Source organism: Citrobacter sp. MGH103 (genome assembly GCF_001034475.2).
Lineage (GTDB): Bacteria > Pseudomonadota > Gammaproteobacteria > Enterobacterales > Enterobacteriaceae > Citrobacter > Citrobacter freundii.
This window is the reverse complement of the sequence record NZ_CP073043.1, coordinates 1096953-1122269: the sequence shown is the minus strand read 5'-3', so window position 1 is coordinate 1122269 and position 25317 is coordinate 1096953. Positions and strand designations below refer to the sequence as shown.

Sequence of the window (25317 nt, the reverse complement as noted above, 5' to 3'; positions counted from 1 at the left end):
CTCATCGAGGCGCGGGAATAAAATCCCATTCAGACGCCGGATAGATTCAAGCAAGCCAACTTGTCGTCAAAATCGGTGTTGCAAAAACGGGAGTGACCATAGATACGTTTTCTCGATACTAAACGTGAAAACGCCGACGAAAAAATCCGTATCAAAACGCTCTCGCTTGGCGTGGTGATCCCCGACGTCACCTTCCGGCTAGCGAAAGAAAATGCCCGGATGGCGCTGTTCTCACCGTATGACGTGGAACGGATTTTCGGCAAACCGTTCGGTGATATCGCCGTGAGTGAGCGGTATGACGAACTGGTGGCCGACGAACGCGTGCGCAAAAAATACATTAACGCCCGCGAATTCTTCCAGCGGCTGGCCGAGATCCAGTTTGAGTCTGGTTATCCTTACATCATGTTTGAAGATACGGTGAATCGCGCCAATCCGATTGCCGGTCGGATCAATATGAGCAACCTGTGCTCGGAGATTTTGCAGGTTAACAGTGCCTCCACCTACGATGAAAATCTCAATTACGAGCAGATCGGGCACGATATCTCCTGCAATCTCGGCTCGTTGAACATTGCCCATACCATGGATTCACCCGATTTTGGTCGTACCGTGGAAACGGCGGTTCGCGGCTTAACCGCCGTTTCGGACATGAGCCACATCCGCAGCGTGCCTTCGATCGACGCCGGGAACAGCGCGTCGCACGCGATTGGTCTTGGGCAGATGAATCTGCACGGGTATCTGGCGCGGGAAGGGATCGCCTACGGCTCGCCGGAAGGGCTGGATTTCACCAATCTCTATTTCTACACCATCACATGGCATGCGCTGAATACGTCAATGAAGATCGCCCGCGAGCGGGGTCAAACCTTTGCCGGATTCAAACAGTCACGCTACGCCAGCGGCGAGTATTTTAACCAGTATCTGCAGGGCGACTGGCAGCCAAAAACCGACAAGGTCCGCACACTGTTTGCTGTCAGAGGCATTACGCTACCGACGCGCGAGATGTGGGCACAACTGCGTGAAGATGTGATGCGCTACGGCATTTATAATCAGAATTTACAGGCGGTTCCGCCCACCGGTTCTATCTCCTACATCAACCATGCCACGTCAAGCATTCATCCGATCGTGTCGAAAGTGGAGATTCGCAAAGAGGGCAAAACCGGGCGCGTTTACTACCCTGCCCCGTTTATGACCAATGAGAATCTGGCCTTGTATCAGGATGCCTACGAGATCGGTCCACAAAAAATCATTGATACTTACGCTGAAGCAACGCGGCATGTCGACCAAGGGCTTTCACTGACGCTCTTTTTCCCCGATACCGCCACCACGCGCGATATCAACAAAGCGCAGATTTACGCCTGGCGTAAGGGCATCAAATCCCTGTACTACATCCGACTACGCCAGCTGGCGCTGGAAGGCACCGAAATCGAAGGCTGCGTGTCATGCGCGCTGTAAGGAGGAGAATATGACATTATCCCGCGTGAGCGCCATCAACTGGAACAAGATTGAGGATGATAAAGATCTTGAGGTATGGAACCGTCTGACCAGTAACTTCTGGCTCCCGGAAAAGGTCCCGCTCTCCAATGACATTCCGGCCTGGCAAACGTTGAACGCAGCCGAACAGCAGCTAACAATCCGCGTTTTTACCGGGCTGACGCTGCTCGACACCATTCAGAATGTTGCCGGAGCACCAGCGTTAATGACTGATTCGTTAACGCCGCATGAAGAGGCGGTGCTGTCGAATATCAGCTTTATGGAGGCAGTGCACGCCCGTTCCTATAGCTCTATTTTCTCCACCCTTTGCCAGACCAAAGATGTGGATGCAGCTTACGCCTGGAGTGAAGAAAATACCCCACTCCAGCGCAAGGCGCAGATCGTTTTGGCACATTACGCCAGCGACGAACCGTTGAAGAAAAAAATAGCCAGCGTGTTTCTGGAATCCTTCCTGTTCTATTCTGGCTTCTGGTTACCGATGTATTTCTCCAGTCGCGGTAAACTGACCAATACCGCCGATCTCATTCGTCTGATCATTCGTGATGAAGCGGTTCATGGGTATTACATTGGTTATAAATATCAAAAAGGTCTGGAGCATATTTCCGAATCAGCACGCGAAGAGTTAAAGCATTTTGCCTTTGACCTGTTGATGGAATTGTATGATAACGAAGCGCGTTATACGGAAGAATTGTATGCAGAGACCGGCTGGGTTGATGACGTCAAAGCCTTCCTTTGTTACAACGCCAATAAGGCATTAATGAATTTGGGATATGAGGCGCTATTTCCGCCTGAAATGGCGGAGGTTAACCCGGCAATCCTTGCCGCGCTGTCGCCCAACGCTGACGAAAACCACGATTTCTTCTCGGGTTCCGGTTCATCCTATGTGATGGGAAAAGCGGTCGAAACCGAAGATGACGACTGGAATTTCTAGCACTCATTTTTACGGGAAATACCGTACATTTTTCGCGGAAATATTTTAACAGGATCACACTTTTGTCGTGCAAATATAATTGTGTGATCTACACTCAATATCAGCCGCATTATTCGCCTGCATTCCAGCAATTCAGGCGATTTTTCATTGCCATTTACAAAAAATATTAAGCCGCTCACATTCGCGCTCAGCCCTTATATCATGGGAAGTCCCGCCACCTGGCCTTTGGCAATATTCATGCCACAACCAAATTCAGGGTTGTCTCAGATTCTCAGTATGTTAGGGTAGAAAAAGGTCACTATTTCCATCAGGTAATATATCGATATAAACAAATAACAGGAATCATTCTATTGCATGGCAATTAAATTAGAAGTTAAAAATCTCTATAAGATATTTGGAGAGCATCCGCAGAGAGCCTTCAAATATATTGAAAAAGGACTTTCAAAAGAGCAGATTCTGGATAAAACGGGGCTATCGCTTGGCGTTAAGAACGCCAGTCTGGCCATTGAAGAAGGCGAGATATTTGTCATCATGGGATTATCCGGTTCGGGTAAATCCACAATGGTACGCCTTCTCAATCGCCTGATTGAACCCACCCGCGGGCAGGTACTGATTGACGGCGTAGACATCGCCCGGATATCCGATGCTGAGCTTCGCGAGGTGCGCAGAAAAAAGATTGCGATGGTGTTCCAGTCCTTTGCCCTGATGCCGCACATGACGGTGCTGGACAATACGGCATTCGGCATGGAATTAGCCGGTGTTGGTGCGGATGAACGTCGTGAAAAAGCGTTAGATGCGCTACGTCAGGTTGGTCTGGAGAATTATGCTCACGGATACCCGGATGAACTTTCCGGGGGTATGCGCCAGCGTGTAGGCCTCGCCCGCGCATTAGCCATTAACCCTGATATCTTATTAATGGATGAGGCCTTCTCAGCCCTCGATCCATTAATTCGTACTGAGATGCAGGATGAACTGGTAAAACTACAGGCGAAGCATCAGCGCACCGTGGTCTTTATATCGCATGATCTCGACGAAGCTATGCGTATTGGCGACAGAATTGCCATTATGCAAAACGGTGAAGTGGTCCAGGTCGGCACGCCGGATGAAATCCTGAATAATCCAGCCAATGATTATGTACGCACCTTCTTCCGTGGCGTTGATATTAGCCAGGTCTTCAGTGCGAAAGATATTTCACGCCGTAGCCCCGAAGGTTTAATTCGTAAAACGCCCGGGGTGGGTCCACGTTCGGCGCTGCAATTATTGCAGGACAAAGATCGCGAATATGGTTACGTGATCGAACGCGGCAATAAATTCGTTGGCGTTGTTTCAATCGACTCCTTAAAAACAGCGTTAAGTCAGGCGCAAGGTATTGAAGCGGCATTGATCGATGAGCCGTTAGCCGTAGATGCACAAACTCCTCTCAGCGAGTTGCTTTCTCATGTCGGCCAGGCCCCGTGCGCGGTGCCGGTTGTTGATGAGGAACAGCAGTATGTGGGCGTCATTTCAAAACGCATGCTGTTACAGGCTTTAGATCGTGAGGGGGTAAACAATGGCTGATCAAACTAATCCGTGGGATACCACACCAGCGGCCGACAGCGCCGCACAAACTGCCGATGCCTGGAGCACGCCATCCGGTGCGCCCACTGACGGCGGTGGCGCGGACTGGCTGACCAGCGCCCCCGCGCCGGCACCAGAGCATTTCAATATTATGGATCCGTTCCATAAAACGCTGATCCCGCTGGACAGCTGGGTCACAGAGGGGATCGACTGGGTCGTTACCCATTTCCGTCCGGTCTTCCAGGGCATTCGTGTCCCGGTGGATTACATTCTCAACGGTTTTCAACAGCTGCTGTTAGGTATGCCAGCCCCGGTGGCGATTATCCTGTTCGCGCTGATTGCCTGGCAGATTTCCGGCGTTGGGATGGGCGTTGCTACGCTGATTTCCTTGATTGCCATCGGTGCCATCGGCGCGTGGTCGCAGGCCATGATAACCCTGGCGCTGGTGTTGACCGCGTTGCTGTTCTGCGTGGTGATCGGTCTGCCGATGGGGATCTGGTTGGCGCGCAGTCCACGGGCCGCAAAAATTGTTCGCCCGCTGCTGGACGCCATGCAAACCACACCCGCGTTTGTCTATCTGGTGCCGATTGTCATGTTGTTCGGTATTGGTAACGTCCCGGGCGTAGTGGTGACGATTATCTTCGCCCTGCCGCCAATCGTACGTCTGACTATTCTGGGGATTAACCAGGTGCCAGCCGATCTGATTGAAGCCTCGCGCTCGTTTGGTGCCAGCCCACGTCAGATGCTGTTTAAAGTGCAGCTCCCGCTGGCAATGCCCACCATTATGGCCGGGGTTAACCAGACGCTGATGCTGGCGCTCTCAATGGTCGTCATCGCGTCGATGATTGCCGTGGGCGGGCTGGGTCAGATGGTTCTGCGCGGAATTGGTCGTCTGGATATGGGGCTTGCCACCGTCGGCGGAGTTGGGATTGTGATCCTCGCCATCATTCTGGATCGCCTGACGCAGGCCGTTGGTCGCGATTCGCGTAGCCGCGGCAACCGTCGCTGGTACACCACTGGTCCCGTTGGGCTTATCACTCGCCCTTTCACGAAGTAATTCACCCGTTGCCCGGTGGCGCATTGCTTACCGGGCCTACAATTCATTAACTTGCACAAAATCATTCAAGTTGCATCGCGGCGGCAAACGAATGTATCCCCAGGAGCGTACAAGTAGTACGTGACTGGGGTGCATGAGTGCAGCCAACAAAGAGGCGGCTTGAAGGATGAAGTGCAATAAGGAACAACGATGCGACAGAAAGCAATTATTGCCACAGCGTTTGCCACCCTTGTCTCCACCAGCACTTTCGCTGCCGACCTGCCGGGCAAAGGCATCACCGTACAGCCAATCCAGAGCACTATCTCTGAAGAATCCTTCCAGACGCAGTTAGTCGCCCGTGCGCTGGAGAAACTGGGTTACACCGTTAACAAAACCAGCGAAGTTGACTACAACGTCGGCTATACCTCCATTGCCTCTGGCGATGCAACTTTTACCGCCGTGAACTGGCAGCCGCTGCATGATGATATGTACGCCGCGGCGGGCGGAGACAAAAAGTTTTATCGCGAGGGGGTATTCGTTACGGGTGCCGCACAGGGTTATCTGATCGACAAAAAAACCGCTGAGCAGTACAAAATCACCAATATCGCCCAGTTAAAAGATCCGAAGATCGCCAAAATCTTTGACACCAACGGTGACGGAAAAGCCGATATGATGGGCTGTTCACCGGGCTGGGGTTGTGAAGCAGTAATCAACCACCAGAACAAAGCTTTCGATTTGGAAAAAACCGTCGAAGTCAGCCACGGTAACTATGCAGCGATGATGGCTGACACCATTACCCGCTTCAAAGAAGGTAAACCCATTCTTTACTACACCTGGACACCGTACTGGGTCAGCGACGTAATGAAGCCGGGTAAAGATGTGGTCTGGCTGCAGGTGCCGTTCTCTTCCCTGCCTGGCGAGCAGAAAGATATTGATACCAAGCTGCCAAACGGCGCCAACTACGGCTTCCCGGTGAACACGATGCATATTGTCGCCAATAAAGCCTGGGCGGAGAAAAACCCGGCTGCAGCGAAACTGTTTGCCATCATGAAGCTGCCGCTGTCAGATATCAACGCTCAGAACGCAATGATGCACGACGGGAAAGCGTCTGAAGCCGACGTGCAGGGTCACGTTGACGGCTGGATCAAAGCCCACCAGCAGCAGTTTGACGGCTGGGTGAACGAAGCGCTGGCCGCGCAGAAATAACCCACTCATAGGCCTGATGAGCGTAGCGTCATCAGGCACAATAACCATACCAATGCCGGATGGTGGCGCGATGCGCCTTATCCGGCCTATCCACCCTCCTCCAATCGCACAATCCATCACTCAACAAATCAGCAACATTTAATCACTTCCGTTATGATTGTTTTCTGCAATCCATTATTCAGTTGAAAACCATGACGAAAACAACTCAGGGACTTAGCCCTTCGCTAATCCTGTTAATGTCTATCGCCACCGGCCTCGCCGTCGCCAGTAACTATTATGCGCAGCCGCTGCTCGACACCATCGCGCGCAACTTTTCGCTCTCTGCCAGTACCGCAGGGTTTATCGTCACCGCGGCCCAGCTCGGCTACGCCGCCGGCCTGCTGTTCTTAGTGCCGCTCGGCGATATGTTTGAACGCCGGATGCTGATTGTCTCCATGACGCTGTTAGCGGCTGGTGGCATGCTGATCACCGCCAGCAGCCAGTCGCTGGGTATGCTGATCCTCGGTACTGCCCTGACCGGGCTGTTCTCGGTAGTGGCACAGATTTTGGTTCCGCTGGCGGCAACGCTTGCCACACCGGACAAGCGCGGTAAAGTTGTTGGGACGATTATGAGCGGCCTGCTGCTAGGTATTCTACTGGCGCGCACCGTGGCGGGATTACTGGCGAATCTTGGCGGCTGGCGCACCGTATTTTGGGTCGCATCAGTATTAATGGCGCTGATGGCGGTTGCACTGTGGCGCGGCCTGCCGAAGATGAAATCCGATACCCATCTCAACTATCCGCAGCTGTTAGGCTCCGTATTCAGCCTGTTTATTCACGATAAATTGCTGCGTACCCGCGCGATGCTGGGCTGCCTGACTTTTGCCAATTTCAGTATTCTGTGGACCTCGATGGCATTTTTGCTCGCCGCGCCACCGTTTAACTATTCGGAAGGAATGATTGGTCTGTTCGGTCTGGCGGGTGCCGCAGGGGCGTTAGGCGCACGTCCGGCGGGCGGTTTTGCCGATAAAGGTAAATCCCACCTGACCACAACCATGGGGCTACTGTTACTACTGCTCTCCTGGCTTGCTATTTGGTTTGGGCATGCTTCAGTCCCCATGCTGATTATCGGTATTCTGGTGTTGGACCTCACCGTTCAGGGAGTGCACATCACCAACCAGACGGTTATCTATCGCATTCATCCTGACGCGCGTAATCGCCTGACCGCCGGATACATGACCAGCTATTTTATTGGCGGAGCGGCAGGTTCGCTGATTTCAGCCTCTGCCTGGCAGCATGCCGGGTGGGCTGGCGTTTGTCTGGCAGGTACGACCGTTGCCATACTCAACCTGTTGGTCTGGTGGCGAGGTTTTCACCGTCAGGAAGCCGTAAATTAAGCGTATAACGCATGTTTACCGCTGATTGGGCTCCACAGGGTGTTAAGGAGCCCATCAGTCTGCTAAGGTTATAACTCATTGAACCAAGTTATATTAATTTCGGTAATGAAACCTATAACCCTATGGAAAGCCCTGTACCCCAGTCTGAATCCAGTTCGGCAACGTTAACGGAAGGATTCAAAGACAGCCTGCCAATAGTTATCAGCTATATTCCGGTCGCTTTTGCATTTGGTCTCAATGCCACTCGCCTTGGCTTTACGCCGGTTGAAAGCGTCTTTTTCTCCTGCATTATCTATGCGGGAGCCAGCCAGTTTGTCATTACCACCATGCTCGCCGCAGGCAGTTCGCTGTGGGTCGCCGCGCTGACCGTCATGGCCATGGATGTCCGTCATGTTTTGTACGGCCCTTCCCTGCGTAGTCGGATCGCCCAGCGACTGAGTAAACCCAAAAGCGCGCTGTGGGCTTTTGGCCTTACCGATGAAGTCTTTGCCGCTGCAACGGCGAAACTGGTACGGGATAACCGGCGCTGGAGTGAAAACTGGATGATCGGCATTGCGCTATGCTCCTGGGCCTCCTGGGTGTTTGGTACGGTGCTCGGCGCGTTTTCCGGCAGTGGTTTACTCAAAGATTACCCGGCGGTTGAAGCGGCACTGGGCTTCATGCTCCCGGCGCTGTTTATGAGCTTCCTGCTCGCGTCATTCCAACGAAAACAGGCGCTTTGCGTGACTGCGGCCCTCGCCGGGGCGCTGGCTGGCGTCATGCTGTTTTCCATCCCTGCCGCTATCCTTGCAGGTATTGTCTGTGGATGCCTGACGGCGCTCATCCAGTCATTTTGGCAAGGAGGTCCTGATGAGCTATGAAGTTCTGCTACTTGGCCTGTTGGTCGGCTGCGTAAATTACTGTTTTCGCTATTTGCCGCTCCGTCTTGGGGTCGGCAATGTTCGCCCGACGAAGCGCGGCGCGACGGGCATATTACTCGACACTATTGGCATTACATCAATTTGCGCCCTGCTGGTGGTGTCTACCGCGCCAGAAGTGATGCACGACGCTCGTCGGTTCGTGCCTACTCTGGTGGGGTTTGTCATACTGGGTGCAAGCTTCTATAAGACCCGCAGCATCATCATTCCAACGTTACTGAGTGCTCTGGGCTATGGATTAGCCTGGAAAATGCTGGTTGTCTTATAGATAAAAACAATCATTTTAAATTAATAATACATTTACTTTATTTGTCACTGTCGTTACTATATCGGCTGAAATTAATGAGGTTATACCCAAATGGATAGTTCGTTTACGCCCATTGAACAAATGCTAAAATTTCGCGCCAGCCGCTACGAAGAGTTCCCTTATCAGGAAGTGCTTCTGACTCGTCTATGCATGCACATGCAGGGCAAGCTGCTGGAAAATCGCAATAAGATGCTGAAAGCTCAAGGGATTAACGAGACGTTGTTTATGGCGTTGATTACGCTGGAGTCTCAGGAAAACCACAGTATTCAGCCTTCTGAACTGAGTTGTGCGCTTGGCTCGTCACGTACTAACGCTACCCGCATCGCGGATGAGTTAGAAAAACGTGGCTGGATCGAACGTCGCGAAAGCGATAACGATCGCCGCTGTCTGCATCTGCAATTGACCGAGAAAGGCCATGCATTTTTGCAAGAGGTGTTACCGCCTCAGCATAATTGCCTGCACCAGCTCTGGTCGTCTCTTAGCACCACCGAAAAAGATCAGCTTGAGCAAATTACCCGTAAACTTCTGACCCGTCTTGATCAGATGGAGCAGGATGGCGCGGTGTTAGAAGCGCTGCGCTAAGGCGTCGACTCGCTCAGAAATCCAGATTTATAAATGAAAAAACCGACAGGCCAGCACGCATACTGCTGGCCTGTCTGATAAACAGGTCGGCTCAGCCGATGTGAATAAAAAGAAGATCGTGGAGAAAAACATGAGCGCAAATGCGGAGACTCAAACCCCGCAGCAACCGGTCAAGAAGAATGGCAAACGTAAAAGTCTGCTTCTCCTTCTGACCTTGCTCTTTATTATCATTGCCGTGGCATATGGGATTTATTGGTTTTTAGTACTGCGTCATTACGAAGATACAGATGATGCGTACGTGGCAGGGAACCAGGTTCAAATCATGGCGCAGGTATCAGGCAGCGTGACGAAAGTCTGGGCTGATAACACTGACTTTGTAAAACAAGGCGATGTGCTGGTCACCCTCGACCAGACAGATGCCAAACAGGCATTTGAAAAAGCCAAAACTGCGCTGGCCTCTAGCGTGCGTCAGACGCACCAGTTGATGATCAACAGCAAGCAGTTACAGGCCAACATTGAAGTGCAGAAAACAGCTCTGGCGCAGGCACAAAGCGATTTTAATCGCCGAGTCCCGCTGGGCAACGCCAACCTGATTGGCCGCGAAGAGCTGCAACATGCGCGTGATGCCGTCGCCAGCGCTCAGGCTCAGCTTGATGTCGCAATCCAACAATATAATGCTAACCAGGCAATGATTCTCGGCAGCAAGCTGGAAGATCAACCCGCCGTACAACAGGCCGCCACCGAAGTGCGCGATGCCTGGCTGGCGCTGGAACGTACCAGAATTGTCAGCCCAATGACCGGTTATGTATCCCGTCGCGCCGTACAGCCTGGTGCGCAGATTAGCCCAACCACGCCGTTAATGGCGGTTGTTCCGGCCACCAACCTGTGGGTGGATGCCAACTTCAAAGAAACACAGCTCGCCCACATTCGTATTGGTCAACCCGCGACGGTTGTCAGCGATATTTATGGCGATGACGTGAAATATACCGGTAAAGTTGTCGGCCTCGATATGGGAACGGGCAGCGCCTTCTCCTTGCTGCCAGCACAAAACGCGACCGGTAACTGGATCAAAGTCGTCCAGCGTCTGCCGGTGCGTATCGAACTGGATGCGCAGCAACTGGCACAGCATCCTCTGCGGATCGGTTTGTCTACGCTGGTTACAGTCGATACCTCCAATCGTGACGGACAAATTCTGGCAAGCCAGGTCCGCACCACGCCGGTATCAGAAAGTAATGCACGTGAAATCGACCTTGCTCCGGTCAATAAGATGATCGAAGAGATCGTGCGGGCCAACGCGGGCTAATTCAAAGGTGCGTGTGATGCAACAGCAAAAACCGCTGGAAGGCGCGCAGCTCGTCATAATGACGATCGCGCTGTCCCTGGCGACATTCATGCAGGTGCTGGACTCCACCATTGCTAACGTGGCGATCCCCACTATCGCCGGGAACCTCGGCTCTTCACTGAGCCAGGGAACCTGGGTGATCACCTCATTCGGGGTGGCGAACGCTATCTCTATTCCGATCACCGGCTGGCTGGCAAAACGCTTTGGCGAAGTAAGACTCTTTATGTGGTCAACTATCGCCTTCGTCATTGCGTCATGGGCATGCGGGATGTCCACCAGCCTGAACATGCTGATTTTCTTCCGCGTAATCCAGGGTATTGTCGCCGGTCCATTAATTCCGCTGTCACAGAGCCTGTTGCTGAATAACTATCCACCCGCCAAGCGTTCCATCGCCCTCGCGCTATGGTCGATGACGGTGATTGTTGCCCCGATATGTGGCCCAATTCTTGGGGGCTATATCAGCGACAACTATCACTGGGGCTGGATATTTTTTATTAACGTGCCAATCGGAGCTGCGGTGGTATTGATGACCCTGCAAACCCTGCGCGGTCGGGAAACCAAAACCGAGCAGCGGCGCATTGACGCCATTGGTCTGGCACTGCTGGTCATCGGTATCGGCAGTTTGCAGATTATGCTCGACCGCGGCAAAGAGCTGGACTGGTTCGCCTCACAGGAGATTATCATCCTGACGGTGGTCGCCGTGGTTGCTATCAGCTTCCTGATCGTCTGGGAGCTTACCGATGAGCACCCCATTGTCGATCTCTCGCTGTTTAAATCGCGTAACTTTACCATCGGCTGCCTGTGTATTAGCCTGGCCTATATGCTCTACTTCGGTGCCATCGTCTTGCTGCCGCAGCTGTTGCAGGAGGTATACGGCTATACGGCAACCTGGGCCGGTCTGGCGTCCGCACCGGTAGGGATTATTCCGGTGATCCTGTCGCCAATTATCGGCCGCTTCGCGCACAAGCTGGATATGCGTCGGCTGGTGACGTTCAGTTTTATTATGTACGCCGTCTGTTTCTACTGGCGTGCGTGGACGTTCGAGCCGGGTATGGACTTTGGCGCATCGGCCTGGCCGCAGTTTATTCAGGGGTTCGCAGTAGCCTGCTTCTTTATGCCGCTGACGACCATTACGCTGTCCGGTTTACCGCCTGAGCGTCTGGCGGCTGCATCGAGCTTGTCTAACTTTACGCGAACGCTGGCCGGCTCTATTGGTACATCGATTACAACAACGATGTGGACTAACCGTGAGTCGCTGCACCATGCGCAATTGACGGAATCCGTTAACCCCTACAACCCAAATGCTCAGGCAATGTACGACAAGCTGCAGGATTTAGGGATGACGCACCAGCAGGCGTCAGGGTGGATAGCCCAGCAGATCACTAATCAGGGTCTGATTATTTCCGCCAACGAAATCTTCTGGATGTCGGCGGGGATCTTCCTGGTTTTGCTTGGTCTGGTGTGGTTCGCTAAACCGCCCTTCGGCGCGGGCGGCGGCGGCGGTGGAGCGCATTAACTATCTGATAAAAGGGATCTGCGGATCCCTTTTTTATTGTGGCCAGCATCAGAAATAATATTTGAATCTCAGGCGTCCACCGTAACGTGCATCTTCGCTGTTGTCGCCATTGTTCGGATCGGCCTCAACCCATGAGGCATAAGCACCGAGATAGATATTAAAGTTTTTCATATCCATCACATTGGGGAATAAATATGAGGCATGAATAGTGTGAATGTCATAATTGCCGGGATCGGTGATCCAGCAATCGTTCTCACAAACGGCATCTATATTGGTAGCATTGAAGGCTTCGATTTTGTTATGCGCATAGATATAGCCCAGTTCGAATCGATGCCACAACGCGTTCACCCCAGCGGTAAAATCGGTCTCATCGGTCGCGTCCATATAAGCAGTATTCAGGTTAATCACCGCGCCGTCTTCCGCATCGGTTTTTTGTCCGTCCCAGGTCATGGTAAAACCATACCCCGTACGATCGGACTGATCGATCCACTTCCCGTTCTCATAATAGCCGTAGGCGTTGTTAACGACGTTACTTTCCATCGCCACTGCCGTCGAGAAACGCCCGTTTTGCCAGGCGATCACCGGGCGCACGTAAGCCACGTTTTTATCATTGGTTAAGTCCATCCCGTGGTACTGCTTCTCGGTATAGAGCGTACTGCCATTTTCCATCAATGTATTCACTTCAAAATACCAGTTATCGATGGTTTTACTGATCAGGAAATTACCGCCGCTGTCGCTACGTCCACGCCCCTCTTTCATCATATAAATATAGCCATAGCCATCACTGTAAAGATCATTCGCCGTATTACCTGAATATTCAATAAACGTATCCTGATTCAGCGGGAACATATCGTACGCTTCAAAACGTCCGACCTTAATTTGCCAGTCTTTTTCCTGGCCAAAAAAGAACACTGCATCATCGAGATTCATTTTTCCGGTCAGGTCTGCCAGCGGCTGAACTGAGAATCCGGCGAAATTACCGTTGTTCAGTCGTTGGTAGCCATCAAACCCTAATAGCAGACGCCCGTTGATATCCCAACGTTCATTCGTTCCCGGCGCCCAATCTTTATTTGCCGAAGTTCTGGTTGATGTCAGACTACCAGAGCGGCTTGCCGCATCCATATTAAACTCAACGTCGCCATAGAACTTGATATCGCTAAAACCGGATAGCGTTAACTTGGGTGGATTTTCCGTAGAGGCGGAGGGTTCAGCAGACTGTACTTGCACCGTCGGCGCTGCAGCTACCTGCTGCTGCCTCAGCGAGCGAATTTGCGATTCAGCATCTGCGGCTCGCTGTTCGGCATTAATCACGCGCTGCTCCAGTTCGACAAGACGCTGTTCAATAGCGGTATTTGCTGCCCAAAGGTTATGCGAAAAGCAAGCGCCGACCACAAGCGCTAAATATTTCACCTTCATTTTTTATCCCTAAAGTTTAATGTATACCAGATAAGATTTGATAAAAACCCCATCCACCAGCGATGAAAAGAGTCTTTTTATTACCTAGATACCTGGCGTATTCCATTATGTTTTTCTATTAATTATTTATGATTTTTGATTTATGTGATCGGTGTGGGCTGGCATCGTTAATTATCCATTATTTTCTGTTTGCCAGATCACGTTTTATTATTTAACAGGTCACCCATTAATTAACTGAAATTATATTCCTGTCGTAAATATAATAGATATAGATTATATTACGAAATAAAAAACCCCGGACATAAACCGGGGTTAATTTAAATACTGGAACAGCTAATCAATAAGACTAAATATGCAGTTCCTGCAATTTCTCTTTCGGCAGCGCCAGCTCTTCATTGCTGTTCACGCGTACATCCCGCTCCAGAATATGACGCGCGATATCCTGTGCTTCGCTAAGAGAGTGCATCTGATACGTACCGCACTGGTAAACGTTCAGCTCCGGGATCTGGTTCTGATCCTGTACTTTCAGCACGTCCGCCATTGCCGCTTTCCACGCATCGGCAACACGCTGCTCGTCCGGCGTACCAATCAGGCTCATGTAGAAGCCGGTACGGCATCCCATCGGAGAGATATCAATAATCTCAACGCCATTACCGTTCAGGTGGTTACGCATAAAACCTGCAAACAGGTGCTCCAGCGTATGGATACCTTTCTCAGGCATGACTTCTTTGTTCGGAATGCAGAAACGCAGATCAAACACGGTGATTGCGTCGCCATGCGGGGTATTCATCGTTTTTGCAACCCGGACTGCGGGAGCTTCCATCCGGGTGTGATCGACAGTAAAACTATCTAACAACGGCATTTAGCCACCTCCGATAAATTTTTTAAAAATAATCTGAACTCTTTGTTCCGGGGCGAGTCTTAGTATATGAAAGACGCGCATTTGTTATCATCATCCCTGTTTTCAGAGATGAAATTTTGGCCACTCCCGAGTGGCCTTTTTCTTTTGTATCAAGCGTGCTTTTCCAGCCACACGCTAAACGGCTCAGTATCAGCCGCTTCTATCTCCTGCTGACGACGCTTCGAAGCCTCGGTTTCAGCAATAAATTCAGCTTCCTGCAATATTTCTAATGGCTCTTCACGCAGCAGATTTCGGTAAGCCTCACCCAGCGCTTTGCCCGTGCCGCCAATGCCTTCATCAATCATAGACCGTAGGATCCGGGCAGAGAAAGTCAGTTCAGGATTGTCAAAACAGACAACCAGTTCATCACAGACCTTCTGATACTCCTCTCCCCCATCGATGCTGTCCAGCGTTTGTGCCACACGTTTAAGATCGCGGAACAAATCTTTCCCAACCTTAGGCAGCGGGAACTGGGCTGTTTCACAGCCAATACCTAACGTCAGTCCAGGCTTACGCCCTTCGAGAATCACACGATTCCAGTTTTTACGCGTACACAGCAATTCATCGCTGCTCATTTCCGGGGCATCGGCCAGCGCACACCAGACCATAAACAGATCGAGGAAGCGCACCTGCTGCTCGTCCACGCCGATCGGTGAGAACGGGTTGATATCCAGCGAGCGTACTTCGATGTACTCGATACCGCCACGCAGAAGCGCATCAGATGGTGTTTCACCACGACGAGTAACGCGTTTCGGGCGGATAGGCGCATACAGCTCATTTTCAATCTGCAGAACGTTGCTGTTGATTTGCAGACGCTTACCGTCTTTCTCCAGACCGATCGCCGCGTACTCCTCGGAAGGAGTCTTAATCGCGCGCTTTAATCCTGCCACATACTCATGCAAATCGTTAAACGTAATTCCAAGATTGCTTTGCGACTTATTGGTATAGCCCAAATCACTCAGACGCAACGAGGTCGCGTACGGCAGGTAGTACATCCCGCAGTCGGTTTTTTCAAACGGCAGGGTTGTTGGTTTTCCTTGCAGGAATGAGGAACAAATGGCCGGAGAGGCGCCAAACAGATACGGGATCACCCAACCAAAACGGTAGTAGTTGCGGATCAGACGGAAGTAGCCCGCGGAGATCTTCTCTTTAGCATCTTCGCCTTCGGTTACGCCGCACTTCGCCTGCCAGAAAGCCATTGGCAGCGAGAAGTTGTAGTGTACGCCTGAGATTGTCTGCATCAACGCACCGTAACGGTTTTTAAGGCCTTCACGGTACAGCGTCTTCAGGCGACCGGTGTTCGACGTGCCGTACTGCGCCAGTTCGATATCCTGGCCTTCGGCAATATAGCAAGGCATGCTCAACGGCCACATACGCTCGTCGCCCAGGTTTCTGGCGGTATAACGATGCAGGTCGCGCATGAATGTGAGCATTTTCTCAATGTCATCGCCTGGCGGAGTGATAAATTCCAGCAGCGCTTCGGCAAAGTCAGTAGTTATCCATTTATGCGTTAGCGCTGAGCCTAACACCTCAGGATGGCCTGTCGTTGCTAATGACCCATCTGCATTAACACGCAGCGTTTCACGCTCCAGACCACGTTGAATCCCCTTTAACGCCTGAGGATGGTTTTCCAGCCAGGCCAGCGCCTGTGATACGTCCGGGATCAAATTGACCTCCCGCCTGTCAAAATCGTTTTAATTAGCATAATGGTATTGGTTACCCTGAAGGCTATCTCACAACACAATTAGTGCCACCACATAATGCCTTGCGTCGTAACCGCTGCGACAACAACATAGCGCAGCGCCTTGCCAAGGCATAAGAAAAAGAGAACTGGACCCCACGAGATGCGCATCCACCCGGCTAACAGGCACAATAAATCACCTACAACCGGCATCCAGCTTAATAATAGTGTGACAGCGCCATAGCGCTGCAGCCAGCCAGTGGCTTTTTCTTGCCAGCGCGATGTTTTACGCAAAGGAAAGAAACGCCCAAGGATAACGTTAGTTAACCCTCCAAGGCTATTACCCATTGTTGCTGTTAAGACTAAGACCCAGGGATGACTTATCCCGGAGACCAGCAAAGCAACTAAAACGACTTCAGAATTACCGGGTAATAGCGTGGCGCTGAGAAAACTGCTGGCAAACAGTGACAGGAGCGACAGTCCATCACTCACAATAACCGGACATCCACGGCGTCCATTCCCGCAGCGTGCGCCGCCTGTATTCCAAAATCGGCATCTTCAAACACAACGCAACGAGCCGGAATAACCCCCATACGTTCGGCACAAAGCAAAAACGTATCAGGAGCAGGTTTGTGGCGTTGTACGTGATCGGCTGCGACGACAGCATCAAAATAGCGACGCAGTCCAAGGTGAGCGAGCAGCGCTTCTGCAATTGCGCTTTCACTCCCCGTTCCTACCGCCATAGGCCGGCGACCATACCAGGCTTTCACGACGTCAACCAACGGCAGAGGCTGGACGCTATCCAGCAACATGCTTTTCACCTTGTCAGTTTTCTCGCGCGCTAAGGCATGGGGGTCAAGATCGGCATGATTCAATTCAATTACCGACTGGGCAATACGCCACGTTGGGGAGCCGTTGAGGGCGACCATGGCTTGTTCGTCAAAACGCAGCCCATAATGCCCCAATACCTCATGCCACGCCTTACGGTGCGTTGGCTCAGTATCCAGGATGGTGCCATCCATATCAAAAATCAAACCCGCATAACGTTCGTACATCGTCTTCTCACAAGCCGAATGACCAGACGTTATTTTATCGTAATTGATTGATTTTGTCGCTGACAGCGAATTGAGGGGTGTTCAGAGAGTATGTGGAAATAATTTAAAGGGGGAGATGGTGCATCCGGGAGGATGACTCACTAGCGTTCGCCCTACGGGCCGTTGCTGAAGCAACGTTATCCTCCCTGGTGCTCGCGATTATCTCGCAGACCATGAAACAACAGTTTTGCTGCTATCTCGGAGAAGATGGTGCATCCGGGAGGATTCGAACCTCCGACCGCTCGGTTCGTAGCCGAGTACTCTATCCAGCTGAGCTACGGATGCATCGGGAATTGCTGATGCAAAGAAGATGGTGCATCCGGGAGGATTACTCGGCTGCGCCTCGCCCTGCGGGCCGTTGCTGAAGCAACGTTATTCTCCCTGGTACTGGCGATTATCTCGCAGACCATGAAACAACAGTTTTGCTGCTATCTCGGAGAAGATGGTGCATCCGGGAGGATTCGAACCTCCGACCGCTCGGTTCGTAGCCGAGTACTCTATCCAGCTGAGCTACGGATGCATCGGGAATTGCTGTTTACTACTGATACTGCGAAGAAGATGGTGCATCCGGGAGGATTCGAACCTCCGACCGCTCGGTTCGTAGCCGAGTACTCTATCCAGCTGAGCTACGGATGCATCAGGAAAACTTACTTACTGCAGATTTGATATCGCTACTAAAGTGATATCGATTTCCGTAACAACGCTAATGCGTTATTGCAGAGAAGATGGTGCATCCGGGAGGATTCGAACCTCCGACCGCTCGGTTCGTAGCCGAGTACTCTATCCAGCTGAGCTACGGATGCAAATGGCGGTGAGGCGGGGATTCGAACCCCGGATGCAGCTTTTGACCGCATACTCCCTTAGCAGGGGAGCGCCTTCAGCCTCTCGGCCACCTCACCAACACGCCTCTTGCGAGTGCTTCGAAGAACTTGTTTCTGCTCATCGTCGCTGCGTGGCGCACATATTACTTTCTGGGACTTATAAGTCAAACAATTTTTCCAGAGCTTTTATCGTTTGCACATTTCACGCGCAATTAGTCTGCAAAAACGGCAAAAAGAGTGTTTTATCAACAGATAAATTGGCAATTTCCTGAAGCAGTGAACAAACGGAAACTTCGTCGGGAAAGGCATTACGCCCAGTAGAATCGAAAAAATGGGGAGGACGAAGAAGAAAAGAGAAGAGAAGAAGAGGACGAAGAAGAAAAGAGAAGAGAAGAAAAAGGGTGACTCAATCAGGTTGCGCCTCACCAGAAAGGTGAGACGCGAAAACCTTAGTAACTGGACTGCTGGGATTTTTCAGCCTGGATACGCTGGTAGATCTCTTCACGATGGACAGAAACTTCTTTCGGGGCGTTTACGCCAATGCGCACCTGGTTGCCCTTCACCCCTAAAACTGTCACGGTGACCTCATCGCCTATCATGAGGGTCTCACCAACTCGACGAGTCAGAATCAGCATTCTTTGCTCCTTGAAAGATTAAAAGAGTCGGGTCTCTCTGTATCCCGGCATTATCCATCATATAACGCCAAAAAGTAAGCGATGACAAACACCTAAGTGTAAGCAGTCACGGCATCACATTCTGTTAAACCTAAGTTTAGCCGATATACACAACTTCAACCTGACTTTATCATTGTCGATAGCGTTGATTCGCATGCCGTAACTTAGGGTTTCGGCATGCGCTGACGCTTATAGTTATTACAGTTTTGCGCTGACCCAGCCTTTCACACTGGCTAACGCTGCAGGCAGAGCCGCTGCATCCGTACCACCGGCTTGCGCCATGTCCGGACGACCGCCACCCTTACCGCCGACCTGCTGAGCGACCATTCCAACCAGTTCCCCTGCTTTCACGCGATCTGTCACGTCCTTAGACACACCCGCAATCAGAGAAACCTTACCTTCCACTACCGTTGCCAGAACGATAACGGTAGACCCCAGTTGATTTTTCAGATCATCAACCATGGTACGCAACATTTTCGGCTCAACGTCCGCGAGTTCACTGACCAGCAGCTTCACACCGTTGATATCAACCGCTTTGCTGGAAAGATTTGCACTCTCCTGCGCCGCAGCCTGTTCCTTCAATTGCTGCAATTCTTTTTCCAGTTGACGTGTACGCTCCAGCACGGAACGAACTTTGTCAGCGATATTCTGGCTATCGCCTTTCAGCAGCTGCGCAACATCGCTTAAGCGATCGCTCTCAGCATGCACGGTTTGTATAGCGCCTTCACCGGTTACCGCTTCGATACGACGAACGCCTGCCGCAGTACCTGACTCGGACACTATGCGGAACAGACCGATATCACCCGTACGGCTGGCGTGAGTACCGCCACACAGTTCGGTAGAGAAATCACCCATGCTCAGAACGCGCACATGGTCGTCATATTTCTCGCCAAACAGCGCCATTGCGCCTTTGGCTTTTGCCGCTTCGAGATCCATGATGTTCGTTTCAATCGGCAAGTTGCGACGGATTTGCGCATTCACCAGATCTTCAACAGCACGGATTTCAGCAGGCTTCATCGCTTCGGTATGAGAGAAGTCGAAGCGCAGCAGTTTATCGTTAACCAGCGAGCCTTTCTGTGCCACATGTGTGCCCAGAACCTGGCGCAGCGCCGCGTGCATCAGATGCGTTGCGGAGTGGTTCAGGCGAATACGCGCACGACGTGCTTCATCCACATCAGCCTGTACTGCATCACCAATTTTCAGAGAACCCGCAGACAGCTTGCCAATGTGACCAATGGCCTGGCCATATTTCTGTGTGTCGCTAACGGCAAACGCAAAACCTGCGCCTTTCAGTTCACCCTTATCGCCAACCTGACCACCAGACTCCGCATAGAACGGCGTCTGATCCAGTACGACAACAGCGTCCTGACCTGCGTTAATTGCGTCTACCGCTTTACCATCAACAAACAGCGCGGTGACTTTGCCGTTCAGTTCCAGGTGCTCGTAGCCTTTAAATTCAGAGGCGCCATCAACACGAATCATTGCATTGTAGTCTGCGCCAAAACCGCTGGCTTCACGTGCGCGACGGCGCTGTTCTTCCATTGCAGCTTCAAAGCCAGCTTCATCAACCTTGATGTTACGCTCGCGGCAAACGTCTGCCGTCAGGTCAACCGGGAAACCGTAAGTGTCATACAGACGGAATGCGGTTTCGCCGTCCAGCGTATCGCCAGACAGTTTTGCCAGTTCTTCATCCAGCAGCGCCAGACCACGCTCCAGAGTACGTGCAAACTGCTCTTCTTCGGTTTTCAGAACCTGCTCAACCATAGCCTGCTGACGCTTCAGTTCTTCACCTGCAGAGCCCATGACGTCCACCAACGGACCAACCAGCTTGTAGAAGAAGGTATCCTTCGCGCCCAGCATGTTGCCATGACGTACCGCGCGACGAATGATACGGCGCAACACATAGCCACGGTTTTCATTCGACGGCACAACGCCATCAGCAATCAGGAACGCACAGGAACGGATATGGTCGGCGATAACGCGCAGCGACTTGTTGCTCAGATCGGTCGCGCCGGTGACTTTCGCCACGGACTCAATCAGTGAACGGAACAGGTCGATTTCATAGTTGGAGTTAACGTGTTGCAGCACGGCCGCAATACGCTCCAGACCCATACCGGTATCCACGGACGGTTTCGGCAGCGGTTCCATGGTGCCGTCAGCCTGACGGTTGAACTGCATGAAGACGATGTTCCAAATCTCAATGTAGCGATCGCCATCTTCTTCTGCGCTTCCCGGAGGCCCACCCCAGATATGGTCGCCGTGGTCGTAGAAAATTTCGGTGCATGGACCGCAAGGACCGGTATCACCCATCTGCCAGAAGTTGTCGGAAGCATAAGCCGCACCTTTGTTATCACCGATGCGGATGATACGTTCGCGCGGAATACCGACTTCTTTTTCCCAGATTTCATAGGCTTCATCGTCAGTTTCATAGACGGTGACCCACAGACGCTCTTTTGGCAGGGCAAACCAGTTTTCACCGGTCAGTAGTTCCCATGCATATTGAATAGCATCGTGTTTGAAGTAATCGCCGAAGCTGAAGTTGCCCAGCATTTCGAAGAAAGTGTGGTGACGTGCAGTGTAACCGACGTTTTCCAGGTCATTGTGCTTACCACCCGCACGTACACAACGCTGCGAGGTGGTTGCGCGGGAATAATTACGCTTGTCGAGGCCAAGGAAAACATCCTTGAACTGGTTCATCCCGGCGTTGGTAAACAACAAAGTAGGGTCATTGTTCGGTACCAGGGAGCTGCTGGCAACTACCTGGTGTCCTTTACTATGGAAAAAATCGAGAAACGCCTGACGGATCTCAGCGGTGCTCTTGCTCATAATTATCCTGAAGAAATCAAGCTAACGAAATGTCATTACCAGCATCGGCAAGCAAACTGCGCCTCTGGCAATCGAAAAGTGGGAATAAGATAAGTTTTCTTTACTGGGAAGTAAAATCCCGTATGCGGTCAATCGTCAAAATTTCGCCATATTGCCTGAATATCTTCCATCAGATAGCCGCGATAGAGCAAAAAACGCTGGACCTTTACCTTATCTGAAAAATCGACAGGTAAAGGTTCACCGTACTTCCGAATGGCCTGCTCACGCGCAAGCACTGCCCAGTCAATTTCGCACTCACGCATGGCCCGCTCGATAGCTTCACGCGTGATCCCTTTTTGGTTTAATTCCTGGCGCACCCGGGCAGGTCCATAACCTTTGCGGCTACGGCTGGCGATAAACTGTTGCACGAAGCGATCATCATCCAGATAACGACTTTCAATACACCAGGCGATGACCTTGTCGTAATCCTCCGGCGTGGCATCAATTTCTTCTGGTCCATTTTTCCCCATCACCGGAGCGGCCAGCTTGCGCCGCAGTTCCTGCTCGCTGTGATCGCGCATCGCCAGAATACGTACGGCGCGGTCAAGCAGTCGGGAATAAGCGGAACGGCGGGAAGTTGCTTCTGTCATAGTAAGCCTTCAGAAATGAAAAAGGGCTGCATGATATGCAGCCCTTTACTATATGCGATTCAAAACAGATTATCAGAAATCTTCGTTCGTTTCTTTTACGTCTTCGCCGCTGTCATCAACGGAGAAATCAGGCGTTGAATCTTGGTTATTGAGCAGTAGCTCACGTAATTTCTTCTCAATTTCTTTCGCAGTTGCCGGGTTTTCTTTCAGCCAGTTGGTCGCATTCGCTTTACCCTGACCGATTTTCTCACCGTTGTAGCTGTACCATGCACCAGCTTTTTCAATCAGCTTCTCTTTCACGCCCAGGTCAACCAGTTCGCCGTAGAAGTTGATGCCTTCACCGTAAAGGATCTGGAATTCAGCCTGTTTGAACGGCGCTGCAATTTTATTTTTCACAACCTTAACGCGGGTTTCGCTGCCAACCACGTTGTCACCTTCTTTCACCGCACCAATACGACGGATATCCAGACGAACAGACGCATAGAATTTCAGGGCGTTACCACCGGTGGTGGTTTCCGGGTTACCGAACATAACGCCAATCTTCATACGGATCTGGTTGATGAAAATCAGCAGCGTGTTGGACTGCTTCAGGTTACCGGCCAGCTTACGCATCGCCTGGCTCATCATACGCGCCGCAAGGCCCATGTGAGAGTCGCCAATCTCGCCTTCGATTTCTGCCTTCGGCGTCAATGCGGCAACGGAGTCGACAACGATAACGTCAACCGCACCGGAGCGCGCCAGCGCATCACAGATTTCCAGCGCTTGCTCACCGGTATCCGGCTGAGAACACAGCAGGTTATCGATATCAACGCCAAGCTTACGGGCATAGACCGGGTCCAGTGCGTGTTCTGCATCGATAAATGCACAGGTTTTACCTTCACGCTGCGCAGCGGCAATAACCTGCAGGGTCAGCGTTGTTTTACCGGAGGATTCAGGCCCGTAGATTTCGACGATACGGCCCATTGGCAAACCGCCCGCGCCCAATGCGATATCCAGAGAAAGCGAACCGGTGGAGATAGTTTCCACATCCATGGAACGGTCTTCACCCAGGCGCATGATGGAGCCTTTACCGAATTGCTTTTCGATCTGACCCAGCGCTGCCGCCAACGCTTTCTGTTTGTTTTCGTCGATAGCCATTAATTACTCCTGTCATGCCGCTTTCGGGTTAAACCGCGAAACGTGATAGATAATGTTCTGTTGAGGCAATTATACTGTATGCTCATACAGTATCAAGTATTTTGTAGAAATTGTTGCCACAGGGTTTGTAACGCGTAGGCGGTCGCCTGTCGACGGACCGCATCGCGATCGCCGCTAAAGCATTCCCGGCGGGTAATCCCCTCGCCGCTCGCGCTGGCAAAGGCAAACCATACCGTTCCCACGGGTTTTTCTTCGCTACCGCCATCCGGCCCCGCAATACCGCTTATCGAAACAGCGAAATGCGCGCGGGCGGCTTTTAACGCGCCTATCGCCATCTCCACCACCACAGGCTCACTCACCGCGCCATGCTGGGCCAGCGTCTCTTCGCGCACGCCAATCATCTGCGCTTTGGCTTCATTGCTGTAGGTCACAAACCCACGTTCAAACCAGGCGGAGCTTCCGGCAATATCCGTAATCGCTTTGGCTACCCAGCCGCCGGTGCAGGATTCCGCCGTCGTCATGGTTGCCCCGCGCGCTTTCAGCGCCAGGCCAACCTGCTCGCTTAACTGCATCAGTTCACTGTCGGTCATTTCAGCCTCTGTCAGTTAAAAAATATGCCGGACAAGATAGCACTTTCATGACCAATGTGGGGATGGGGAGAACGTTTTACGAGGGGGATTCCAAAAATTGCTCCGTTGCACAAATAAGACCTGCCGGATGGCGATGCCAGGACATCTTATCCGGCCTACCAGAGATATCTTCCGGTAGGCCGGTGGAGCGATTACTGTACGCGCGCCAGCGCCACCGCCTGACCTAACTGCCACACTGCCATCGCGTAATGCGTGCTGTGGTTATAGCGGGTAATCGTGTAGAAGTTCGGCAGTCCGTACCAGTACTGATAACCCGTGCCAATATCCAGGCGCAGCAGGCTGGCCTGCTGATGATTCCCCAACGACTGCTGCGGCGTCAGACCCGCGGCAGCAAGCTGAGAAATGCTGTACTGGGTTTTAAAGCCGTTCGCAAGCCCAGGTGCCTGACCATTTGCCGGAACCGCGACCGTATCGCCTTTCACCCAGCCGTGGCCCTTGAAGTAGTTCGCCACACTACCGATGGCATCAACCGGATCCCACAGGTTAATGTGTCCATCGCCATTGAAATCAACGGCATATTGTTTATAGGAAGACGGCATAAACTGGCCGTATCCCATTGCCCCCGCGAAAGAACCTTTCAAATCGAGCGGATCGTCGCTTTCATCTCGCGCCATCAGCAGGAAGGTTTCCAGTTCACCAGAGAAGTATTCCGCACGACGAGGATAGTTAAACGACAACGTCGCCAGCGCATCCAGAATCCGCGTTTTACCCATCACGCGGCCCCAGCGAGTCTCTACACCAATAATACCGACAATAATTTCCGGCGGAACTCCGTAGACCTGCCACGCACGGTTCAGCGCATCTTCATATTGATTCCAGAAAGCCACGCCGTTTTGCACGTTATCAGGTGTGATGAACTGTTTGCGATAGCGCAGCCATGCGCCGTTAGGTCCGGCTGGCGGTTGAGTCGTCGGTGCCTGGCGGTCCATCAAACGCAATACCGAGTCCAGACGCTTGGCCTGCGACAGGATCTCCTGCAGCTGCTGGCGGTCAAAGCCGTGCTTGTTCACCATTTTCTCGATGAACTGCTGCGCGTTCGGATTATTGGCAAAATCGCCGCCCGTTTGCATAACGTTGTGCTGTGGCTCAAGCAGGAAGCCGCCGGATGGCGCACCCGTAGTCGTTTGAGTCTCTGAAGGTTTAGGTTTGCTGCTACAGGCAGCGAGCAGTACGAAAAGGGGGAGTAACGCTACATAACGACGCTTGAACATGAGACATCCATTAAACAAA

General features: G+C 51.9%; 21 protein-coding genes, 5 tRNA genes and 1 pseudogene. 11 read left to right on the top strand and 16 right to left on the bottom strand.

What is annotated here, in order from left to right:
* Positions 1–102 precede the first annotated feature (102 nt).
* The 11 genes and pseudogenes from nrdE to emrB all read left to right on the top strand — a co-directional run.
* Positions 103–1449: pseudogene (gene nrdE, locus SK33_RS05405) on the top strand (class 1b ribonucleoside-diphosphate reductase subunit alpha); the annotation flags it as partial.
* Positions 1450–1459: 10 nt separating this feature from the next.
* The gene (nrdF, locus tag SK33_RS05400; protein ID WP_016150870.1) at positions 1460–2419 is read left to right on the top strand and encodes a class 1b ribonucleoside-diphosphate reductase subunit beta; all 960 of its coding nucleotides are present in this window, start codon (positions 1460–1462) and stop codon (positions 2417–2419) included.
* A gap of 354 nt (positions 2420–2773) precedes the next feature.
* Positions 2774–3976: a glycine betaine/L-proline ABC transporter ATP-binding protein ProV gene (gene proV / locus SK33_RS05395; RefSeq protein WP_003037282.1), complete on the top strand. Its 1203-nt coding sequence runs from the start codon at positions 2774–2776 to the stop codon at positions 3974–3976.
* A complete protein-coding gene (gene proW / locus SK33_RS05390) occupies positions 3969–5033 on the top strand; it encodes a glycine betaine/L-proline ABC transporter permease ProW (protein WP_003037285.1) in 1065 nt (354 codons plus the stop codon). Before proV ends, proW begins: the two co-directional genes overlap by 8 nt.
* 189 nt (positions 5034–5222) lie before the next feature.
* On the top strand, positions 5223–6218 hold the full coding sequence (gene proX, locus SK33_RS05385; RefSeq protein ID WP_048218483.1) for a glycine betaine/L-proline ABC transporter substrate-binding protein ProX: 996 nt from the start codon (positions 5223–5225) through the stop codon (positions 6216–6218).
* A 191-nt stretch (positions 6219–6409) separates the two neighbouring features.
* A complete protein-coding gene (locus SK33_RS05380; RefSeq protein ID WP_003839673.1) occupies positions 6410–7594 on the top strand; it encodes an MFS transporter in 1185 nt (394 codons plus the stop codon).
* A 122-nt stretch (positions 7595–7716) separates the two neighbouring features.
* Positions 7717–8454, top strand: coding sequence for an AzlC family ABC transporter permease (locus SK33_RS05375; protein ID WP_003839672.1), 738 nt, complete (start codon positions 7717–7719; stop codon positions 8452–8454).
* The gene (gene ygaH / locus SK33_RS05370) at positions 8444–8779 is read left to right on the top strand and encodes an L-valine transporter subunit YgaH (RefSeq protein ID WP_003037297.1); all 336 of its coding nucleotides are present in this window, start codon (positions 8444–8446) and stop codon (positions 8777–8779) included. The genes SK33_RS05375 and ygaH overlap by 11 nt, the downstream gene beginning before the upstream one ends.
* Positions 8780–8869: 90 nt before the next feature.
* On the top strand, positions 8870–9400 hold the full coding sequence (gene emrR / locus SK33_RS05365) for a multidrug efflux transporter EmrAB transcriptional repressor EmrR (protein ID WP_003037300.1): 531 nt from the start codon (positions 8870–8872) through the stop codon (positions 9398–9400).
* 130 nt (positions 9401–9530) lie between these two features.
* On the top strand, positions 9531–10703 hold the full coding sequence (gene emrA, locus SK33_RS05360) for a multidrug efflux MFS transporter periplasmic adaptor subunit EmrA (RefSeq protein WP_003037303.1): 1173 nt from the start codon (positions 9531–9533) through the stop codon (positions 10701–10703).
* 16 nt (positions 10704–10719) lie between these two features.
* Positions 10720–12258, top strand: coding sequence for a multidrug efflux MFS transporter permease subunit EmrB (gene emrB / locus SK33_RS05355; protein WP_003037306.1), 1539 nt, complete (start codon positions 10720–10722; stop codon positions 12256–12258).
* Positions 12259–12306: 48 nt separating this feature from the next.
* On the opposite strand, the gene SK33_RS05350 is transcribed toward emrB, so the two are convergent.
* The 16 genes from SK33_RS05350 to mltB all read right to left on the bottom strand — a co-directional run bounded on the left by SK33_RS05350 (position 12307) and on the right by mltB (position 25298).
* Positions 12307–13674: a carbohydrate porin gene (locus tag SK33_RS05350; protein WP_048218484.1), complete on the bottom strand. Its 1368-nt coding sequence runs from the start codon at positions 13672–13674 to the stop codon at positions 12307–12309.
* A gap of 346 nt (positions 13675–14020) precedes the next feature.
* Positions 14021–14536, bottom strand: coding sequence for an S-ribosylhomocysteine lyase (luxS, locus tag SK33_RS05345; protein WP_003037312.1), 516 nt, complete (start codon positions 14534–14536; stop codon positions 14021–14023).
* A 149-nt stretch (positions 14537–14685) separates the two neighbouring features.
* Complete coding sequence (gshA, locus tag SK33_RS05340; protein ID WP_003037314.1) at positions 14686–16242, bottom strand: glutamate--cysteine ligase; 1557 nt, start codon at positions 16240–16242, stop codon at positions 14686–14688.
* Between the two features lie 77 nt (positions 16243–16319).
* Positions 16320–16748, bottom strand: a complete 429-nt coding sequence (locus SK33_RS05335) for a YqaA family protein (RefSeq protein ID WP_003037317.1) — start codon at positions 16746–16748, stop codon at positions 16320–16322.
* Positions 16745–17311 (bottom strand): fructose-1-phosphate/6-phosphogluconate phosphatase, encoded by a 567-nt coding sequence (gene yqaB / locus SK33_RS05330; protein WP_003037319.1) that lies wholly within the window; start codon positions 17309–17311, stop codon positions 16745–16747. Before yqaB ends, SK33_RS05335 begins: the two co-directional genes overlap by 4 nt.
* Before the next feature lie 247 nt (positions 17312–17558).
* A tRNA-Arg gene (locus SK33_RS05325) sits at positions 17559–17635 on the bottom strand.
* A 158-nt stretch (positions 17636–17793) separates the two neighbouring features.
* Positions 17794–17870, bottom strand: a tRNA-Arg gene (locus SK33_RS05320).
* Positions 17871–17909: 39 nt separating this feature from the next.
* Positions 17910–17986, bottom strand: a tRNA-Arg gene (locus tag SK33_RS05315).
* A 90-nt stretch (positions 17987–18076) separates the two neighbouring features.
* A tRNA-Arg gene (locus SK33_RS05310) sits at positions 18077–18153 on the bottom strand.
* 3 nt (positions 18154–18156) lie between these two features.
* Positions 18157–18249: transfer RNA gene (locus tag SK33_RS05305), tRNA-Ser, on the bottom strand.
* A gap of 371 nt (positions 18250–18620) precedes the next feature.
* A complete protein-coding gene (gene csrA, locus SK33_RS05300; protein WP_000906486.1) occupies positions 18621–18806 on the bottom strand; it encodes a carbon storage regulator CsrA in 186 nt (61 codons plus the stop codon).
* Between the two features lie 237 nt (positions 18807–19043).
* On the bottom strand, positions 19044–21671 hold the full coding sequence (gene alaS, locus SK33_RS05295; protein ID WP_003037323.1) for an alanine--tRNA ligase: 2628 nt from the start codon (positions 21669–21671) through the stop codon (positions 19044–19046).
* 128 nt (positions 21672–21799) lie between these two features.
* Complete coding sequence (gene recX / locus SK33_RS05290; protein WP_003037326.1) at positions 21800–22300, bottom strand: recombination regulator RecX; 501 nt, start codon at positions 22298–22300, stop codon at positions 21800–21802.
* A 72-nt stretch (positions 22301–22372) separates the two neighbouring features.
* Complete coding sequence (gene recA, locus SK33_RS05285; RefSeq protein ID WP_003037330.1) at positions 22373–23437, bottom strand: recombinase RecA; 1065 nt, start codon at positions 23435–23437, stop codon at positions 22373–22375.
* A gap of 92 nt (positions 23438–23529) precedes the next feature.
* Positions 23530–24027, bottom strand: a complete 498-nt coding sequence (pncC, locus tag SK33_RS05280) for a nicotinamide-nucleotide amidase (RefSeq protein ID WP_048218485.1) — start codon at positions 24025–24027, stop codon at positions 23530–23532.
* Between the two features lie 191 nt (positions 24028–24218).
* Positions 24219–25298: a lytic murein transglycosylase B gene (gene mltB / locus SK33_RS05275; protein ID WP_003037336.1), complete on the bottom strand. Its 1080-nt coding sequence runs from the start codon at positions 25296–25298 to the stop codon at positions 24219–24221.
* Between the last annotated feature and the right edge of the window lie 19 nt (positions 25299–25317).

Excerpts from the sequence above, each read along its gene's own strand:
- nrdF (WP_016150870.1), top strand. The coding sequence starts at position 1,460 with ATGACATTATCCCGCGTGAGCGCCATCAACTGGAACAAGATTGAGGAT.
- proV (WP_003037282.1), top strand. The coding sequence starts at position 2,774 with ATGGCAATTAAATTAGAAGTTAAAAATCTCTATAAGATATTTGGAGAG.
- proW (WP_003037285.1), top strand. The coding sequence starts at position 3,969 with ATGGCTGATCAAACTAATCCGTGGGATACCACACCAGCGGCCGACAGC.
- proX (WP_048218483.1), top strand. The coding sequence starts at position 5,223 with ATGCGACAGAAAGCAATTATTGCCACAGCGTTTGCCACCCTTGTCTCC.
- SK33_RS05380 (WP_003839673.1), top strand. The coding sequence starts at position 6,410 with ATGACGAAAACAACTCAGGGACTTAGCCCTTCGCTAATCCTGTTAATG.
- SK33_RS05375 (WP_003839672.1), top strand. The coding sequence starts at position 7,717 with ATGGAAAGCCCTGTACCCCAGTCTGAATCCAGTTCGGCAACGTTAACG.
- ygaH (WP_003037297.1), top strand. The coding sequence starts at position 8,444 with ATGAGCTATGAAGTTCTGCTACTTGGCCTGTTGGTCGGCTGCGTAAAT.
- emrR (WP_003037300.1), top strand. The coding sequence starts at position 8,870 with ATGGATAGTTCGTTTACGCCCATTGAACAAATGCTAAAATTTCGCGCC.
- emrA (WP_003037303.1), top strand. The coding sequence starts at position 9,531 with ATGAGCGCAAATGCGGAGACTCAAACCCCGCAGCAACCGGTCAAGAAG.
- emrB (WP_003037306.1), top strand. The coding sequence starts at position 10,720 with ATGCAACAGCAAAAACCGCTGGAAGGCGCGCAGCTCGTCATAATGACG.
- SK33_RS05350 (WP_048218484.1), bottom strand. The coding sequence starts at position 13,674 with ATGAAGGTGAAATATTTAGCGCTTGTGGTCGGCGCTTGCTTTTCGCAT.
- luxS (WP_003037312.1), bottom strand. The coding sequence starts at position 14,536 with ATGCCGTTGTTAGATAGTTTTACTGTCGATCACACCCGGATGGAAGCT.
- yqaB (WP_003037319.1), bottom strand. The coding sequence starts at position 17,311 with ATGTACGAACGTTATGCGGGTTTGATTTTTGATATGGATGGCACCATC.
- csrA (WP_000906486.1), bottom strand. The coding sequence starts at position 18,806 with ATGCTGATTCTGACTCGTCGAGTTGGTGAGACCCTCATGATAGGCGAT.
- alaS (WP_003037323.1), bottom strand. The coding sequence starts at position 21,671 with ATGAGCAAGAGCACCGCTGAGATCCGTCAGGCGTTTCTCGATTTTTTC.
- recX (WP_003037326.1), bottom strand. The coding sequence starts at position 22,300 with ATGACAGAAGCAACTTCCCGCCGTTCCGCTTATTCCCGACTGCTTGAC.
- recA (WP_003037330.1), bottom strand. The coding sequence starts at position 23,437 with ATGGCTATCGACGAAAACAAACAGAAAGCGTTGGCGGCAGCGCTGGGT.
- pncC (WP_048218485.1), bottom strand. The coding sequence starts at position 24,027 with ATGACCGACAGTGAACTGATGCAGTTAAGCGAGCAGGTTGGCCTGGCG.
- mltB (WP_003037336.1), bottom strand. The coding sequence starts at position 25,298 with ATGTTCAAGCGTCGTTATGTAGCGTTACTCCCCCTTTTCGTACTGCTC.